Genomic DNA, 17,358 nt, shown 5'->3' with positions numbered 1-17,358 from the left:
TACTGAAATCAGTAGCCTAATTTTTAGTTTATATATCGTCGCTATTTCAAATCATAACCAGGATTAATATATGAAATTGAAAATGTTACTAATTATGGGCACTTTTTTTGCTGCAACATCGCTAGCCAATGCAATGATAGTTCCAATGAAGATAGTTACTAAAAAAGATAACGGCCAATCGGTAGGTGAAATTAAGATCACGGAAACAAAATTTGGTTTGTTATTTACTCCCAAATTACAAGGATTAGCACCTGGAATACATGGTTTCCATGTTCACGAATATCCTAGTTGTGATGCTTTGCAAAAAGATGGAAAGTTAATTGCAACAGGAAAAGCGGGTGGCCATTTTGATCCTAATAAAACAGCTCAACATAAAGGTCCATATAGTAGTGCGGCCATTTAGGTGATTTACCGGGTTTAGTTGTTAATGGTAGTGCTGATTATGCCATTTTAGCGCCTCGTTTAAAATCAATAAGTGTAATTAAGCATAAAGCATTAATAATCCATGAAGGTGGAGATAATTATTCAGATCACCCAGAAACTTTAAGCGGTGGTGGTTTAAGGGTAGTTTGCGGTATTATTAAATAAATTTATTTATTTTAGGCCATTCAAAGTTAGTTTAGGAAATCTTTAGTAATAGTAAACGACGTTGTTTGGCTTTTTATTTAGCATTTAGTTAATTAATAATCTTGCCAAAATTTATATTCATTATAACTAATAAATGCATAATTAATTGTTAGTAAAATAAGCGCATTATATAAATAATATTTAATTTGTAATTTATTTGTTGTTATATTTTCAATCGTATATATTATTGATTATAATAAATAATACTTATATTTCTTTTTGTTATAATAAAATTACTATAAGTTATAAAATAATTAATCCTTTATTCAATTTATAAGGACGCTGAATAAGATGAAATTACAGCAATTACGTTACATTGTAGAGATTGAAAATCATAATTTAAATGTTTCATCAACAGCAGAAGGGTTATACACATCACAACCAGGTATAAGCAAACAGGTTCGTATGCTTGAAGATGAATTGGGAGTGCAAATTTTTGGACGCAGTGGTAAACACTTAACTCATGTTACCCCAGCCGGCAAGGAAGTAATTAAAATTGCTCGAGAAGTTATGACAAAAATGCACGCTATCCGAGCAGTCGTTGGTGAACATACTTATCCTGATCGTGGCATATTAGCCATTGTTACCACACATACTCAAGCAAGGTATGCTCTTCCTCCGGTTATTAAACAATTTATCAAACATTATCCACAAGTTTCATTACATATGAGTCAGGGTTCGACGATATAAATTGCGGAAGATGTCAGTAAAGGAAATAGCGACTTTGCTATTGCGACTGAAGCGTTACATCTTTACAAAGATTTAGTGATGTTACCTTGTTATCATTGGAATCGCTCGGTTGTCGTTAAAGCTGATCATCCTTTAGCTGACAAGAAAAATATTACCATTAGTGAACTAGCTCAATACCCGATTATGACTTATACCCATGGTTTTACAGGCCGCTCTGAATTGGATGAGGCTTTTTATAAGGCAGGTTTACAGGCTAAGATTATTTTTACCGCCACTGACGCTGATGTTATTAAGACTTATGTAAGATTGGGATTAGGTATAGAAATTATTGCTAGCATAGCAGTTGACCCTAATCAAGATCAAGACTTAGTTATTATTGATATGCGGGATAAGTTTAGCTATAGCACTACAAAAATAGGTTTTCATCGCAATAGTTTTCTACGTAGCTATATGTATGATTTTATTTGGCGTTTTGCACCACATTTAACGCCTGATGTTGTTGATAAAGCGATTGCTTTACGTTCAAATGAAGAAATTGAAGAAATGTTTAAAGAGATTCAATTACCAACAATATAATTTTAATAAAAATTAGAGTTTATTTTCTATTCATGATTTTTTTATTTTATATTTTTCTTATGCACTAATTCCACATCAAACCAGGGCTATTTAGCGTTAACACGTTTAATTTATTTTGAACAAAATCATATTTAATGATCATTATGTGTTACATAACCGAAAAATATTTCTAATATATTATCTTTATAAGATGCGTCATCTTAGTTATCTAGATAAAAAATAATAAAAGGAGGAGTTATGTCGTTAAGTCTAAGAACGGACTGTGCATCCACACTCTCCGCTGGAAGTAAAGACTATGAATATTTTAGCTTACCTATTGCAGCTAAACAGTTAGGTGATATTTCGAATCTGCCAAAATCACTTAAATTACTATTTGAAAATTTGTTGCGCCATTTGGATGGAAAATCTGTTGTATTAAAAGATTTGCAGGCTATGGTTGATTGGCAGCGTACGGGGCATGCCGAGCGTGAAATTGCCTATCAACCAGCCCGAGTTTTGATGCAGGATTTTACTGGTGTGCCAGCAGTGGTTGATCTTGCTGCAATGCGCGAAGCCGTGCAACGATTAGGTGGTGATGTTAATAAGGTAAATCCATTATCGCCGGTCGATTTAATTATTGACCATTCGGTTATGGTCGATGAATTTGCCATTCCTCAAGCCTTTAGTGATAACGTAAAATTTGAAATGCAACGCAACAATGAACGTTATCTATTTTTACGTTGGGGACAAAAGGCATTTAATCGTTTTAGAGTTGTGCCGCCCGGAACAGGTATTTGTCACCAGGTAAATTTGGAGTATTTAGGTAAGGTGGTTTGGTATGAAGAACGAGAAGGAAAATTGTTCGCTTATCCAGACACATTGGTTGGTACTGATTCTCATACCACGATGATCAATGGTTTGGGGGCTTTAGGTTGGGGAGTAGGCGGTATTGAAGCAGAGGCCGCAATGTTGGGACAACCGATTTCGATGCTCATTCCAGATGTAGTTGGTTTTAAATTAATTGGCAAACTAAACGAAGGGATCACCGCTACTGATTTAGTTTTGACTGTCACCCAAATACTGCGTAAACATGGCGTAGTGGGTAAATTTGTTGAATTTTACGGTGATGGTTTAGCTGATTTACCGCTCGCGGATCGGGCTACCATTGCCAACATGTCTCCTGAATATGGGGCTACATGTGGTTTCTTCCCGGTTGACGAAATCACATTAAGCTATATGCGGTTAACAGGGCGTTCGGAAGATGAAATTGCTTTAGTTGAAAATTATACTAAAAAACAAGGATTATGGCGCCATCCAGGTGAAGAGCCTATTTTTACCAGTACCTTGGTATTAGATTTAGCATCGGTGGAAGCCAGTCTGGCTGGGCCCAAACGCCCTCAAGATCGGGTTGAATTGAGCCAGGTTCCACATGCATTTAAAGATTCACTCGAGCTTGAGTTAAATAGATCAACCAAAGAGCCTGCGCCATCGGTCAGTTATGATGGTAAAAATTTTCAGTTACAAGAGGGAGCGGTTGTTATTGCGGCGATAACTTCCTGTACCAATACTTCAAACCCAAGCGTTTTAATGACGGCAGGATTACTCGCGAAAAAGGCGGTTGAAAAAGGTTTAATGCGTAAACCTTGGGTAAAATCCTCGTTAGCACCGGGTTCGAAAGTGGTTACTGATTATTTAGCTAAAGCGGGATTGACTGATTATTTAAATCAGTTAGGTTTTAATATAGTTGGCTATGGCTGCACCACTTGCATTGGTAACTCAGGGCCACTACCGGCGCCAATAGAAGAAGCAATCAAAAAACATGATCTTACGGTAGGTGCGGTGCTATCAGGCAATCGAAATTTTGAAGGTAGGATCCATCGATTAATAAAAACCAACTGGTTGGCATCACCACCTTTAGTGGTAGCTTATGCTTTAGCGGGTAATATGCAAATAAATCTTGTTGATGAGCCGTTGGGACAAGATAAAAATGGTAAAGATGTTTTACTCAAAGATATATGGCCTACCAGTCAAGAAATTGCTGATGCAATACAGTTAGTAAAATCTGACATGTTCCATAAAGAATATAATGCAGTTTTTGATGGCGATGAAGCATGGCAGGCACTTGATGTAAAAAGTTCAGCCACTTATTCATGGCAACCTGATTCAACTTATATTCGTAATCCTCCGTTCTTTGATAGGATGCAACTTGCGCCGGCACCGATCACTGATATTCATGCTGCTCATATTCTTGCAATCTTGGGTGATTCTGTTACGACGGATCATATTTCACCAGCTGGAAATATTAAAGCGGATAGTCCAGCCGGCCGTTATTTACAGTCCCATGGCATACAAGCAAAAGATTTCAATTCGTATGGTTCGAGGCGAGGTAATCATGAAGTTATGATGAGAGGCACATTTGCCAATATTCGTATTCGTAATGAGATGCTACCTGGGGTTGAAGGGGGATTTACTCGCTATATACCGACACAGACTCAGCTATCTATCTATGATGCCTCCATGCAATATCAGAAAAAAAAGATACCTTTAGCAGTTATTGCTGGTAAAGAGTATGGTTCCGGCTCTAGTCGTGACTGGGCGGCTAAAGGAGCCCTATTACTAGGGGTAAGGGTGGTTATTGCTGAATCTTATGAACGAATTCATCGCTCTAATTTGATTGGTATGGGGGTCTTACCATTAGAATTTCCGGCTAATGTAAACCGTAAAACGTTAAAATTGACCGGTGATGAGACAATTGATATTGCAGGCTTGCAATCGATTACCCCAGGCGAGATGATTATAGTAACCATTACTGATAAAAATGATCAGAAAACGACAATAGCGATGCGTTGCCGCATTGATACGATGACTGAATTAGAATATTTTCGTCATGGCGGTATTCTGCAGTATGTTATTCGTCAAATATTAAAATAAACGGATTTAAACCATCAAAAACTGCTCTGTTAAAAATAGGCAGTTTTTGATAATAATTGATTAATTATTTTTTAACATTATCAGATAGAATATGGCCTAATTTGCTGGCTTTTACATTGAGGTAGTCACTATTTTTGGGATTACGGCCAACAATGATAGGAACTCGTTCTACGACATTAATTCCAGCTTCTTTCATAATTTCTAGTTTTTTAGGATTATTGGTTAATAACCTCACTTCATTTATCGCCAATAATTTATACATGTCAGCACAGACAGTAAAATCACGTTCATCGGGTTTGAACCCGAGTTTTAAATTGGCCTCAACAGTATCCAGCCCCTGATCTTGCAGAGCATAGGCGCGGATTTTATTTAATAATCCGATATTACGTCCCTCTTGACGATGGTATAGTAGTACTCCGCTACCTTCTTCGGCAATTTGTTTAAGTGCTGCTTCTAGTTGAAAACCACAATCACAACGTAAACTAAATAAGGCATCTCCGGTCAAACATTCCGAGTGAATACGCGAAAGAACGGGTTTTCCAGCAGTAATATCGCCATAAATAAGTGCGATATGATTATTACCATTAAAAATTTCTTCAAAACCAACAAGTAGAAACTCACCAAAAGGAGTAGGTAATTTGGCTTCAGCTATACGTTTTAACTGCATAGTGTTATACATAATGAACGAAACTCTGGATTTAAAATTAAGAAAAAGCGCGTTAAAAAATAGTTAAATATAGTTATCAAATGATTTTTACCTATATATTTTACTAGGCTAGTGGATATCATCAGTAGATAAGTTTATGTTCATATTACTACAATATGATTATTAAAAAATTAACTATTTTAACTATAAGCACATTTTGTTTATCAATTTAGATTGAGGTTTGGTGATTGAGACTGGTGCCTAATATAAAAAAATGTTCTGAGCTTTTTTCATTTATTGAAAAAAATAGCCAGCAACACTAGTATTTCGTTAAATGGGATAAATTCAATAAGGAATTTTTTGATTAAAAATATTTTTGCACCATTAATATGTTATAGAAAAATTTTTGTGGTAACCCATTCTGTTATCTAGCATTGAAATGTTTATTTAAATAAAAAGGTGAGTGTTGATATAATTCACTTTCTTTATTGGGTTCAGATGCTAAATTAAGCAACGAAAAGTGTTTCCACCGCTTTTCTATCATTAAGCAACAATAGGAAAAAATGTGAAATATTTTTTAATTTTATTACTTGTTGTAGCAATTTTTATTGTTTCCGTGACACTTGGCTCAAGCAATAATCAGATAGTAACATTTAATTATTTGATTGCTAAAGGTGACTATCCAATATCAACATTACTAGCCGTCCTTTTTGCGGTTGGATTCTTGCTGGGTTGGCTTATTTGCGGGGTGTTTTACGCTAAAGCATTAATTTCATTATCAAATGCAAGACGTAAGATTAAACGTTTAGAAAGTCAATTAACCGAATCAACTCAAAGTGAACACGATACTAAAGTGGCTGTTGTTGCAAATGAAAAAAGGTAATTTTTTATGTTAGAGCTGCTATTTCTGCTACTGCCTATTGCCGCTGCCTATGGTTGGTATATGGGATGCAGCAGTGCTCAACAAGATAAACAACAAAATGCTGATCGTTTATCCCGTGGATATGTAGCTGGTGTCAATTTCTTGCTATCTAATCAACAAGATAAAGCTGTTGATCTGTTTTTAGATATGCTTAAAGAAGATAGCTCGGCGTTTGAGGCTCATCTGACATTAGGCAATCTTTTCCGTTCAAGGGGGGAGATTGAACGGGCTATCCGTATTCATCAATCCTTGTTTGAAAGTAACTCATTATCCTTTGAGCAGAAACTATTAGCGACACAGCAGCTTGGACGAGATTATTTAGCGGCAGGAGTTTATGATAGGGCGCGAAATATTTTTTCGCAGCTAGTTGATGAGCAAGATTTTCGCTTTAGTGCGTTACAATCTTTACTTACTATTTATCAAGCAACTAGCGATTGGTATAAAGCAATTGAGGTTGCCGAAAAATTAGTCAAAATGGGCAATCCTCAATTTAAACAAGAAATAGCGCATTTTTATTGCGAACTGGCACTATTGGAACTGAGTAGTGACGATCTTGATGGCGCATTTCTTTTATTAAATAAAGCCGCTCAATCAAATAAAAACGCTACTCGAGTTTCTATTATGAAAGGGGGCATTCATATCGCCCGAGCTGAATATGAAAAAGCCATTTCAGTACTTAAGCAAGTTTTTGATCAAGATAGAAATTTAGTCAATGAAACTTTAGCCATGCTTTATGAATGTTATCATCATTTAGCGAATTGGCATGATTGGGAAACTTATATCCAGCAATGTGTTGCTGGCGATTGTGGTGCAACTGCTCAGCTTTATCTGGCGGAAATAATTGAAAAAAGAAAAGGGCTAGAAAAAGCGCAAATATTTATTAAACAGCAACTTGAACGTCATCCAACGATGCGATTGTTTTATAAACTGATCGATTATCATTTGGCAGACGCTGAAGAAGGCAGAGCAAAAGAGAGTCTGGAATTACTGCGCAATATGGTTGGCGAGCAAATCCGCTCTAAACCTGATTACCGTTGCCACAAATGTGGTTTTACTACCCATTCTTTATATTGGTATTGTCCTTCATGCCGCTCTTGGGATACGATCAAACCAATAAAAGGCCTTGATGGTCAGTGACAACGTAACAGATATTGCATTCATTAAATTTAAAAAGGTTAAAAATGATAGCCCGCACGTAAAACAAATTTCCTGTCTCTACTAATTCCCCGGTTATTGTTGCATTAGATTATCATGATCTGGCTAAGGCATTATCTTTTGTTGACAATCTCAGCCCGCAGGATTGCCGCCTGAAAGTGGGTATGCAGATGTTTACTTTATATGGCCCACAATTTATTCAAACTTTACATAACCGAGGGTTTCAGGTTTTTTTGGATTTGAAATTTCATGATATTCCTAATACGGTGGCACAAGCTGTTAAAGCAGCGGCGGAAATCGGGGTTTGGATGGTTAATGTACATGCCTATGGTGGGGGCAGAATGATGATGGCGGCTAAAGAAGCATTAGTTGAATATGGTGAAGATGCTCCACTACTGATTATGGTTACCATATTAACCAGTATGGAACAAGCGGATCTACACCAGATTGGTATTAAACAACCGCCTGCTGATCGCGCCTCGCAGCTAGCAAAATTGGCCAAGGAGTGTGAATTGGATGGTGTAGTCTGTTCAGCACAAGAAGTAGCAACACTGAAATCAGCTTGTGGTAGCGATTTCTTATCAATCACACCAGGCATTCGTCCCAGTGGTGCAGAAGCCTATGATCAGCTGAGAATTATGACACCAGAGCAGGCTATTAATGTCGGCGTTGATTATATGGTTATTGGTCGTCCTATTTTATTTACCCATAGTGCTGATCCAGTGTTAACGCTGGCGCAAATAAATCGTTCAATTGGATGGATAGAATGAGTGACTCGCGTTTAGTTTATTCGACGGAAACTGGCAGAATAGTTGAAGTAGAAAAAAAATCATCGCCAACGAAAGGTGATGGTATAGTTCGTATCAGACGTGAAAGCTCAGGCCGAAAAGGTAAGGGCGTTTGTGTTATTACTGGCTTGGATCTGAATAAAGATCAATTAATGATGCTTGCTGCTGAATTAAAGAAAAAATGTGGTTCAGGCGGTGCAATCAAACAAGGCAATATTGAGATCCAGGGCGATAAACGCGAGCTTATTAAGCAATTATTAGAAGCTAAGGGAATGAAAGTTAAACTGGCTAGCGGTTAATCATATTTATAAATAAAGCCAGATAATTAACTGGCTCTATCTCTATATAGTATGTTGGGTGCGACTATTTCTTACCGACTTGGTGACCAATTAGACCACCAATAGCAGCAGCACCTACCGTACCTAATCCGCTACCTTCAGTCAGAATAGCACCACCTACTGCCCCTATGCCAGCACCGATAGCGGTATTTTTGTCACCTTTTGACATATTAGAGCAGGCTGTAATAGACATGAGGGAAATGACAGATATTAACATCAGTATCAGTAATGTGTGTTTTTTTTTTGAACTTTTCATTCTTCTATCCTATTGATATGATCAATTAAATTCAAATTAACCTAGATAGCAACTTTTTTAAATCAGATTTTTCGGCAAGTTAAATGAAATTGCAAAAATAATAAAGCCGCTATTCTGTACAGATAGCTTATTATCAGTAAGCCATCTGCGAAATGTCCTTAGGATACCAGTCGTGCAATAATATTGCGGGTTTTCATTCGAACTTCTTCAAGTTGAACATTAATCACATCGTTAAGTTTATAAACAGCAACACCTTTAATAATTATAGCGCCCCCTTCTTGACTACACTGTATTTCTTCTCGTACAGAATGGATAAAAGGTACCGGAATGAAGGCATTAGCACCATTATCGGTTAAACGGATCCGGAGCCCACCTCGTGTAATGTCGGTTATTTCGGCAGCAAAAATAGTGTTAGTTTTGGCGAAAGGTTTTAGATAACGTGCATATAACCAGTTACCGACATCGCGTTCAGCTAAACGGTTAGCGCGCTTGCGATCAGTAATTTTTGCCATCAAAGTTTCAGAAGGCTTTGTGATATTATGCTGCTCATTATTTATTATGACTTTTAAAAAGCGGTGATTGATGATATCTGTATACTTACGGATAGGGGATGTCCAGGTTGCATAGGCATCAAATCCCAAACCATAATGGGCAGCTGGCGTAGTTTTAATTTCAGCAAAAGCTTGAAAACGACGTATTCGACTATCTAGAAATTGAGTGGATTGACCATCTAATAAACGCCGTAAACGACAAAACCCTTCAAGTGTTAACAGTGTTTGTGCATTTTGTTCGATATCATGTTCTTGCAAAATGGCAACAACGTTATCAATTTTACTGGGTTCAAAGCCATTATGAACATTAAAAATACCGGTTGCTAATTTATTTTTTAATACTTTTGTTGCACAAAGATTGGCTGCAATCATCGCTTCTTCAACGATACGATTAGCAATCCGCCGTTTCTCTGCCAATATATTAGTGACATTACCATTTTCATCAAGTAAAAAGCGATAATCAGGACGCTCTTTAAATACTAATGCATGAGTTAGGCGCCAGGCAGCACGTTTTTCGCACATTTCATTGAGCAATAAAATTTGCTGTTTGATGATTTTATTTTCGGGTTGCCATTTATCTTGTTGCTGTTCTAGCCAGTCAGAGACATCATCGTATACCAATTTATTTTTTGATTCGACCCATGCCAGGCAAAATTGAATATTTTCAGCCAATTGTCCATCTTGTTTAATATCAAATTGACAGACTAGTGCAGGGCGGCGCTCATTAGGACGCAGAGAACACAAATTATCTGATAATTCACGTGGCAACATCGGAATATTGAAACCAGGTAAGTAATTGGTATAGCAACGTTGCTGGGCTATGGTATCTAACTCACTATTTACCGGGATATAACTAGTTGGATCGGCAATAGCAACAAATAGGCGCAATTGATCATCGCCAATACGCTCTATATAAAGCGCATCATCCATATCTTCGGTACTGGCACTGTCAATGGTAATAAAGTTGAGGTGAGTAAGATCATGGCGTTCTGCTGTCTGCTCCTCAATGGTACAATTTTGCATTTCCGGCGCTTCGCGCTCTAATTGATGCCGACCCAATGTTACCCACCAAGGGGCAAAATGGTCATCGCCATGGGTAATATATTGGATTATTTCTGCCTGAAATCCGCCTTGATTTTTTAATGGATGACGAAGGATTTCTGCTATTACCCAATCATCTTGCATCAAATCATTAGCTAGATGTTGCGCAGGACGACAAAAAATATTTTCTTTTAATACTGGGTGATCGGGTTTCACATAAAGCCGACTATCATTATTTCTTTTTTGAATACGTCCTCCAAATCGGGTAAGAAAGGGTTCAATTAATTGTTTTGGTTCAACAATTTCACGATCTTTATTTGTGTGAATGGTGGCGATAATTCGATCACCATGCATTACTTTTTTCATTTGTGGTGGTGGAATGAAATAAGTTTTCGTTCCATCGACCTCAAGAAAACCAAAACCTTTTTCGGTACTTTTGACTATCCCTTCAACACGAGGCGTTTGGGCATGTAATTGCTGTTTTAGCTGCGCTAGCAGCGGGTTATCTTGAAACATACTATCCGTATTTGCGTTGTTAAATTAAAATTTACCCACATTTTGCTCAAGTTGAGTGCTATGGGCAGGCAGAATAATAATATTTGTCACTTCAATAGTTGTCTTGAAAATCCGTTTGTTAATCGTTAGGTTGTGGGGTATTGTTTGTCGTTAAATTCACATAAATCTTCAATAATACAAAAGCCACAGCGTGGCTTTCTGGCAATACACATGTAACGGCCGTGTAGTATAAACCATTGGTGGCAATCCACTTTAAATTCAGTCGGCACTACTTTGAGTAATTTTTGTTCAACCTCGATAACATTCTTACCTGGGGCAAAATTGGTGCGATTACAAACGCGAAAAATATGGGTATCAACAGCAATTGTTGGCCAGCCGAAGGCGGTATTCAATACCACATTTGCCGTTTTGCGGCCGACACCGGGTAAGTACTCCAAGGCTTCGCGATTTTCCGGCACCTGGCCATTATATTTATCAATTAATATCTGACAGGTTTTAATAATATTTTCAGCTTTGGTATTAAATAAGCCAATTGTTTTGATGTAATGCTTTATTTCATCGATGCCTAGGGCTAGCATTTTTTCAGCAGTATTTGCAATCGGGTAGAGTTTTGCCGTTGCTTTATTCACACTAATATCGGTAGCTTGAGCGGAAAGTAATACAGAAATAAGTAATTCAAAAGGCGAATTAAAAACAAGCTCCGTTATTGGTGTTGGATTGTTGTCACGTAAGCGAGTCAGGATGTCTATCCGCTTTTGTTTATTCATATTTTATTTGCTCTTGATCCTTGGCTAAATGATTTTTATTGGGTAAAGCGTCCGATTTTACCGCAGATTGCTGTTGTTTGTGACTAATATATTTTTTTACTTTTTCATCGATTAAATATTTACCTGCTAGCATCAAACCTAATCCAATGAAAGCCCCAGGGGGTAATATGGCTAATAAAAAAGGAGAATTAAGATGAATAACTTCAATACGTAATATTTTCGCCCATTCTCCTAACAGCAAATCTGCACCATCAAACAGCGTACCATTACCTAAAATTTCTCTCATGGCACCTAAAAAAAACAGTGCTATCGTAGCGCCCGTTCCCATCGCTAAGCCATCAATTGCTGAGTTATAGACATTATTTTTGGCGGCGTAAGCTTCAGCTCGTCCAATAACAATACAGTTAGTAACAATCAGCGGAATAAAAATACCTAAAGATTTATATAAATCAACAGCATAGGCGTTAATTAACATCTGCACAGAGGAGACGACCGATGCGATAATCATTACATAGATTGGAATACGTATTTCGCTTGGGATCCAATGACGAAAAGCTGAGACGGTAATATTAGTGAAAAACAACACTAATGTTGTTGCCAGTCCCAATCCTAATGCATTGGTAGCTGTCGATGAAACCGCTAGCAACGGGCACAAACCTAATAATTGAACCAGTGCTGAATTGTTTTTCCATAATCCTTGGATAAAAAGTTTCTTAGTTTTATTCATGGTAATTAATTTGCGCATGCTGGATAAGTTGATAATTTTTGCGGCACCGACTGTATAAACCAGGCAGCACGCTTAGTGGCATTAATAACTGCTCTTGGTGTAATGGTTGCACCAGTAAATTGGTCAAAATCGCCGCCATCTTTTTTTACCGCCCAATGGGGACTATGTTCTGAGTCAATTTTTTTACCTGAGAAATAGTTGATCCAATTTGAAATACGAATATCAATTTTATCACCTAATCCAGGTGTTTCATGATGTTCAGTTACACGCACACCAAGCACTTTACCATGGAAATCGGCTGCGACCAGCAATTTTATTGCCCCTGAATAACCATCAGGTGCGATACTTTCTATGATGGCAGCAATCGGTTTTCCCTCTTTTCTGGCAATATAGAGATGATGGGGCAGTTCGCTACCTAATGCTTCATTTTTACTTACTAAGTAGCACTCTTTGGTTAAATCATTATCATAAAACTCAGGAGCAATAATTTGATTAAACAGTTTTTGTTGTTGGATAAGCAGCTGATTATTAATGGTATTTTTGGTGATGGTATAAACCGCTGCGGTCAGTCCAGTGGTGGCGGCAGCAAAAGCAGCCAATATCAAGCCATGATGTCTAATGGATTTAAACATAACCACTCCTTATGTATGACCATAAACACGCGGCTGGCTATAGTGATCAATCAATGGTACAGCAATATTGGCCAGTAATACCGCAAAAGCAACAGCATCAGGATAACCACCATAAACACGAATGATCCAAATTAATAATCCAATCATTGCACCATAAATAAGACGACCACGCGGTGTAGTTGCCGCCGTAACTGGATCGGTGGCGATAAAAAAGGCACCAAGCATGGTTGCTCCTGAAAACAGATGTATCATAGGAGAAGCGTATTGTAATGGCATAATACGCCAGCTCAATAATGAACAGAATATTAGCGTGGCTAAAAATGCCAGCGGAATTTCCCAGCTGATTATCCGGCGATAAAGCATGATAATGCCACCAAACAGATAAGCAATATTAACCCATTGCCAACCGATGCCAGCTAAAGAACCTTGTAAAATAGGTTGTTGCAGTATTTGACTAATTGAGTGTGTTAGTAAACCCGTTTTAAAGCTATCAAGTGGTGTCGCTTGAGTTACACCATCAAAACCTAACGTTAATTGGTTTAAAGTTGCTCCTGCATCGGTATGGCCGGAAAAAATGATTTGTAGGTTAGCTAAAGTATCGGCATGGATCGATTGAAGCGCTATCGGTGGTAACCAACTGGTCATTTGAACGGGAAATGAGATCAATAATACCACATAACCTACCATGGCTGGATTAAATGGATTTTGTCCTAATCCGCCATAGATGTGTTTAGGTATTAATATGGCAAAGGCCGTACCTAAAACTACCAGCCACCAGGGTGATAATGGTGGAATACTAATAGCCAATAGTAAGGCGGTTACTAAGGCGGAATTATCTTTCAAATGGGTTATAATCGGTAATTTTCGTAGCTGTAAGGCTGCCGCCTCACAAATAAATGCGGTTATAACAGCGAGTAAAATTTGGTAAATGGTTCCACTACCAAAAAAGTAAATTTGGCAGGCAATACCAGGAATGGCAGTAATAACAACCCACAGCATGAGTTTACTGGTAATCTGTTTTTCATGCGTAAAGGGTGAAGTCGTCATTTTTAACCGGTTAACCCGACTATTAGTCGGTATAGGTCTGAATTTCATTTTTCAGCTCATATATTGTTTAATTATTAGGGAGTTTTACTCTGCGCATCACGTTTGGCTTTAGCTCGGGCAATAGCGGCGGCAACGGCCGCTTTGCGAGGATCAGCCGGTTGCGGCACGCTTGTTGCTTCTGTTGCTACAACTGATTGGCTTTCTGCTGTTTGTCTGGCAGCCTGAATAGCGCGCAGTTGGGCTTTTCTGGCTTGACGCGCTTCGATCACTGCCTGGTTGTTCAATGGTTCAGTTTTACTATTGTCAGCCTGATTTTTTTGTGCATTAATTGAGGCTTTGTCTGTTGTTTCATGCTTAACCGCCGCTTGATTATGCCGTTGCTGACGCAGAATTTTTTCTCGTTCAAGCCGGCTTTTTTTAGCCTCAAACCGTTTTTTAGCATCCAATGTACGTTGTTTTTCTTGAGCAATGGCTTTAATTTCTGCCTTTTCTTGTCGATAGTATTGGACAAGTGGAATATTACTTGGGCAAACATAAGCACAAGCACCACATTCTATGCAATCGGATAAATTATATTGTTCCGCTTTTTCATGCTCCTGTCCTCGACTAAACCAATAAAGTTGTTGTGGTAATAAATTAGCTGGACAAGCTTGGTTACAAAGACCACAGCGAATGCAAGCTTCTTCAATATTAGGTTCACCGATTTCTGCTATGGTAGGAGCAAGGATACAGTTGCTAATTTTAACAATAGGAGTGGTTAAATCAGACAAAGTAAAGCCCATTAGCGGCCCTCCCATAATAATCATTTGCTCCGATTGTGGCAGCAGACCGACCTGTTGTAATAGAAAATTGATCGGGGTACCCAAGCGAACCCAATAATTACCAGGTTTTTGTATAGCATCGCCGGTTAATGTAACCACCCGTTCAATTAATGGTTCACCATCGATAATGGCTCGTTTAATCGCAAACACAGTACCAACATTTTGCATTAATATACCAATGAACGAAGAGTGAACGCCGCTAGGTATCTCCTTGCCGGTTAATATCTTAGTTAATTGTTTAGCGCCGCCTGAAGGATACTTAGTTGGGATCACTCGTAATTTAATCATAGCTTGTTGGCCTAAAAGTGCTTCTTTTAAGGCGGCTATTGCTGCGGGCTTATTATCTTCAATACCAATCAGGACTTCTTTCGGTTTTAAAATATGTATTAGTATCAGTATACCTTCGATAATTTCATCAGCATGCTCCTGCATTAATCGATCATCGGCGGTTATATAAGGTTCACACTCTGCGGCATTGATAATCAACGTATTAATTAACTTATTGCCATTTTTCAACTTTGTTGCCGTCGGAAAGCCTGCACCGCCTAATCCTGCTATACCGGCTTGCTCAATATGTGACAATAAGACTTTAGCAGAATATTGTAAGTAGTTGGGTAAAGGTTTGCGCTCACACCATTGATCTTTACTATCTGGCTGTAACCGAATAGAATGCTCTTTTAAGCCGGAGGGGTGTGCGGTTATATGGGGTGCTATGTCAGTAATAGTACCTGAAGTCGTAGCATGGACAGGGATCTTACGATCACAACCTTTCGTTAATGCCTGTCCTTTTAAAACATAGTCATTGGTTTTAACAATGATATCACCCGCTGAACCTACATGTTGCTGAATAGGAATAATCAATTCATCAGCTAATGGGAGCGTAACTAACGGAACTTGGCTTGATTGTATTTTCATTTCAGATGGATTTATGCCACCTGAAAAAGACCAAATTTTTTCTTTATTTGAAGTAAGTTTTTTAAAAAAGTTAAACATTTGCTCGCTCCTTGCTAGCAAATGTAATGGTCGGGGTTGAGTTTGGTGATGTAGTAATATTTTTTACTGGAATAGTGGTGAGATCCCATTTCCAGTTTTTGATAGTGGTTTTTATTGGTAGCATCGTAATACAGTCTGTTGGGCAAGGGGCAACACAAAGATCACAACCGGTACAGAGATCTTCTACCACTGTATGCATAGCGCGTGTTGCTCCAATAATTGCATCAACGGGGCAAGCCTGAATACATTTAGTGCAGCCAATACAGTTGGCTTCATCAATAAAAGCAACTTTTTGTTCTGGCGTTAATTTATCTTCATCAAGCGCTTGTGGCTCTACATTAAATAATTCGGCAATTTTTAACATAGCTTGTTCGCCGCCAGGCGCGCACTTATTTATGGTTTCACCATTATTGGCAATTGCTTCGGCATAGGGGCGGCAACCTGGATAGCCACATTGGCCACACTGACTTTGTGGTAAAATATGATCAATTTTTTCTACTATTGGATCGTCTTCTACTTTAAAGCGAAGCGCGGCAAACCCTAAAATAAGACCAAAAATAAGGCCAAATCCGGCAATAACACCGATTGCAATTAATAAAGTACTCATTAGAATTTTACCAAACCACTAAATCCCATAAATGCTAAAGACATTAGGCCGGCTGTAATGAGACCAATCGATGAACCACGAAAGGGAGCCGGAACATTTGCGATTGCGATACGTTCACGGATGGTAGAAAATAGCACCATTACTAAAGAAAATCCTACTGCAGCAGCAAAACCGTAAACGGCAGATTGTAAAAAATTATGCGATTGATTGATATTCAGTAAAGCGACACTAAGAACTGCACAATTTGTGGTAATTAACGGTAAAAAAATACCTAAAAGACGGTATAGAGTCTGGCTGGTTTTGCGCACCACCATTTCAGTAAATTGAACAACAACAGCAATAACTAATATAAAGCTTAAAATACGTAAATAGATTAAATTTAACGGTATTAAAACCAATGTATCCATCAGCCACGAACAGATGGATACCAAAGTCATCACAAATGTTGTAGCAAATCCCATACCAATAGCGGTTTCTATTTTTTTAGAAACCCCCATAAAAGGGCATAAGCCAAGAAATTTTACCAGCGCGAAATTATTTACCAAAACGATAGCGATAAATAATAAAAAATAATCTGTCATCTGAATGCCTAAATTTTTTATTTAGTCAGTCGAAGTTGTAAACCTAAATGGTCGGCTATGATAGCAACTGATAGTAATATAGGTTATCGATCTTGTGTGAAAGTCAATTTTAGTCAGTTAATGATTTTTAAGAAAATGAAAAATAGTGATTGCAGCTAAAAAATAAC

The 17,358-nt window shown here is 38.0% G+C and carries 14 protein-coding genes and 3 pseudogenes; 7 read left to right on the top strand and 10 right to left on the bottom strand.

The features are described 5' to 3' along the window. Positions 1–70: 70 nt before the first annotated feature. The 3 genes and pseudogenes from sodC to acnA all read left to right on the top strand — a co-directional run bounded on the left by sodC (position 71) and on the right by acnA (position 4,803). Positions 71–588, top strand: a pseudogene (gene sodC / locus ARADI_RS03105) (superoxide dismutase [Cu-Zn] SodC). Between the two features lie 330 nt (positions 589–918). Beyond that, positions 919–1,893: pseudogene (cysB, locus tag ARADI_RS03100) on the top strand (HTH-type transcriptional regulator CysB). Positions 1,894–2,130: 237 nt separating this feature from the next. Next, a complete protein-coding gene (gene acnA, locus ARADI_RS03095; RefSeq protein WP_119711094.1) occupies positions 2,131–4,803 on the top strand; it encodes an aconitate hydratase AcnA in 2,673 nt (890 codons plus the stop codon). Positions 4,804–4,867: 64 nt separating this feature from the next. Here acnA and ribA read toward each other — a convergent pair whose 3' ends face one another. Next, positions 4,868–5,470 (bottom strand): GTP cyclohydrolase II, encoded by a 603-nt coding sequence (gene ribA / locus ARADI_RS03090; protein ID WP_119711616.1) that lies wholly within the window; start codon positions 5,468–5,470, stop codon positions 4,868–4,870. A 544-nt stretch (positions 5,471–6,014) separates the two neighbouring features. On the opposite strand from ribA, the gene ARADI_RS03085 reads away from it, so the two are divergent. The 4 genes and pseudogenes from ARADI_RS03085 (at position 6,015) to yciH (ending at position 8,613) form a co-directional block, all read left to right on the top strand. Beyond that, complete coding sequence (locus ARADI_RS03085; protein ID WP_119711093.1) at positions 6,015–6,332, top strand: LapA family protein; 318 nt, start codon at positions 6,015–6,017, stop codon at positions 6,330–6,332. A gap of 6 nt (positions 6,333–6,338) precedes the next feature. Further along, complete coding sequence (lapB, locus tag ARADI_RS03080; protein ID WP_119711092.1) at positions 6,339–7,508, top strand: lipopolysaccharide assembly protein LapB; 1,170 nt, start codon at positions 6,339–6,341, stop codon at positions 7,506–7,508. 83 nt (positions 7,509–7,591) lie between these two features. Then, positions 7,592–8,296 (top strand): annotated as a pseudogene (gene pyrF / locus ARADI_RS03075) (orotidine-5'-phosphate decarboxylase); the annotation flags it as partial. After that, positions 8,284–8,613 (top strand): stress response translation initiation inhibitor YciH, encoded by a 330-nt coding sequence (gene yciH, locus ARADI_RS03070; protein WP_439647071.1) that lies wholly within the window; start codon positions 8,284–8,286, stop codon positions 8,611–8,613. The pseudogene pyrF and the gene yciH, both read left to right, overlap by 13 nt. Before the next feature lie 64 nt (positions 8,614–8,677). On the opposite strand, the gene ARADI_RS03065 is transcribed toward yciH, so the two are convergent. From ARADI_RS03065 to rsxA, 9 genes are all read right to left on the bottom strand, one after another. Next, positions 8,678–8,908: an osmotically-inducible lipoprotein OsmB gene (locus tag ARADI_RS03065; protein WP_119711089.1), complete on the bottom strand. Its 231-nt coding sequence runs from the start codon at positions 8,906–8,908 to the stop codon at positions 8,678–8,680. A gap of 158 nt (positions 8,909–9,066) precedes the next feature. Then, entirely contained in the window at positions 9,067–11,016 is a 1,950-nt protein-coding gene (locus tag ARADI_RS03060) for an exoribonuclease II (RefSeq protein WP_119711088.1), read from the bottom strand. 125 nt (positions 11,017–11,141) lie between these two features. Then, the gene (gene nth, locus ARADI_RS03055) at positions 11,142–11,783 is read right to left on the bottom strand and encodes an endonuclease III (RefSeq protein WP_119711087.1); all 642 of its coding nucleotides are present in this window, start codon (positions 11,781–11,783) and stop codon (positions 11,142–11,144) included. Continuing rightward, on the bottom strand, positions 11,776–12,510 hold the full coding sequence (locus tag ARADI_RS03050; protein ID WP_119711615.1) for an electron transport complex subunit E: 735 nt from the start codon (positions 12,508–12,510) through the stop codon (positions 11,776–11,778). The genes nth and ARADI_RS03050 overlap by 8 nt, the downstream gene beginning before the upstream one ends. 5 nt (positions 12,511–12,515) lie before the next feature. Further along, positions 12,516–13,142, bottom strand: coding sequence for an electron transport complex subunit RsxG (rsxG, locus tag ARADI_RS03045; protein WP_119711086.1), 627 nt, complete (start codon positions 13,140–13,142; stop codon positions 12,516–12,518). A gap of 9 nt (positions 13,143–13,151) precedes the next feature. Beyond that, positions 13,152–14,237: an electron transport complex subunit RsxD gene (rsxD, locus tag ARADI_RS03040; protein WP_119711085.1), complete on the bottom strand. Its 1,086-nt coding sequence runs from the start codon at positions 14,235–14,237 to the stop codon at positions 13,152–13,154. A 26-nt stretch (positions 14,238–14,263) separates the two neighbouring features. Further along, positions 14,264–16,003, bottom strand: a complete 1,740-nt coding sequence (gene rsxC, locus ARADI_RS03035) for an electron transport complex subunit RsxC (RefSeq protein ID WP_119711084.1) — start codon at positions 16,001–16,003, stop codon at positions 14,264–14,266. Continuing rightward, positions 15,996–16,610: an electron transport complex subunit RsxB gene (gene rsxB, locus ARADI_RS03030; protein ID WP_119711083.1), complete on the bottom strand. Its 615-nt coding sequence runs from the start codon at positions 16,608–16,610 to the stop codon at positions 15,996–15,998. The genes rsxC and rsxB overlap by 8 nt, the downstream gene beginning before the upstream one ends. Beyond that, entirely contained in the window at positions 16,610–17,191 is a 582-nt protein-coding gene (gene rsxA / locus ARADI_RS03025) for an electron transport complex subunit RsxA (RefSeq protein WP_119711082.1), read from the bottom strand. The genes rsxB and rsxA overlap by 1 nt, the downstream gene beginning before the upstream one ends. Between the last annotated feature and the right edge of the window lie 167 nt (positions 17,192–17,358).

This window comes from Arsenophonus endosymbiont of Aleurodicus floccissimus (assembly GCF_900343025.1).
GTDB lineage: Bacteria > Pseudomonadota > Gammaproteobacteria > Enterobacterales > Enterobacteriaceae > Arsenophonus.
The sequence above is the reverse complement of the archived record's forward strand: the minus strand, read 5'-3'. Positions and strand labels throughout refer to the sequence as shown.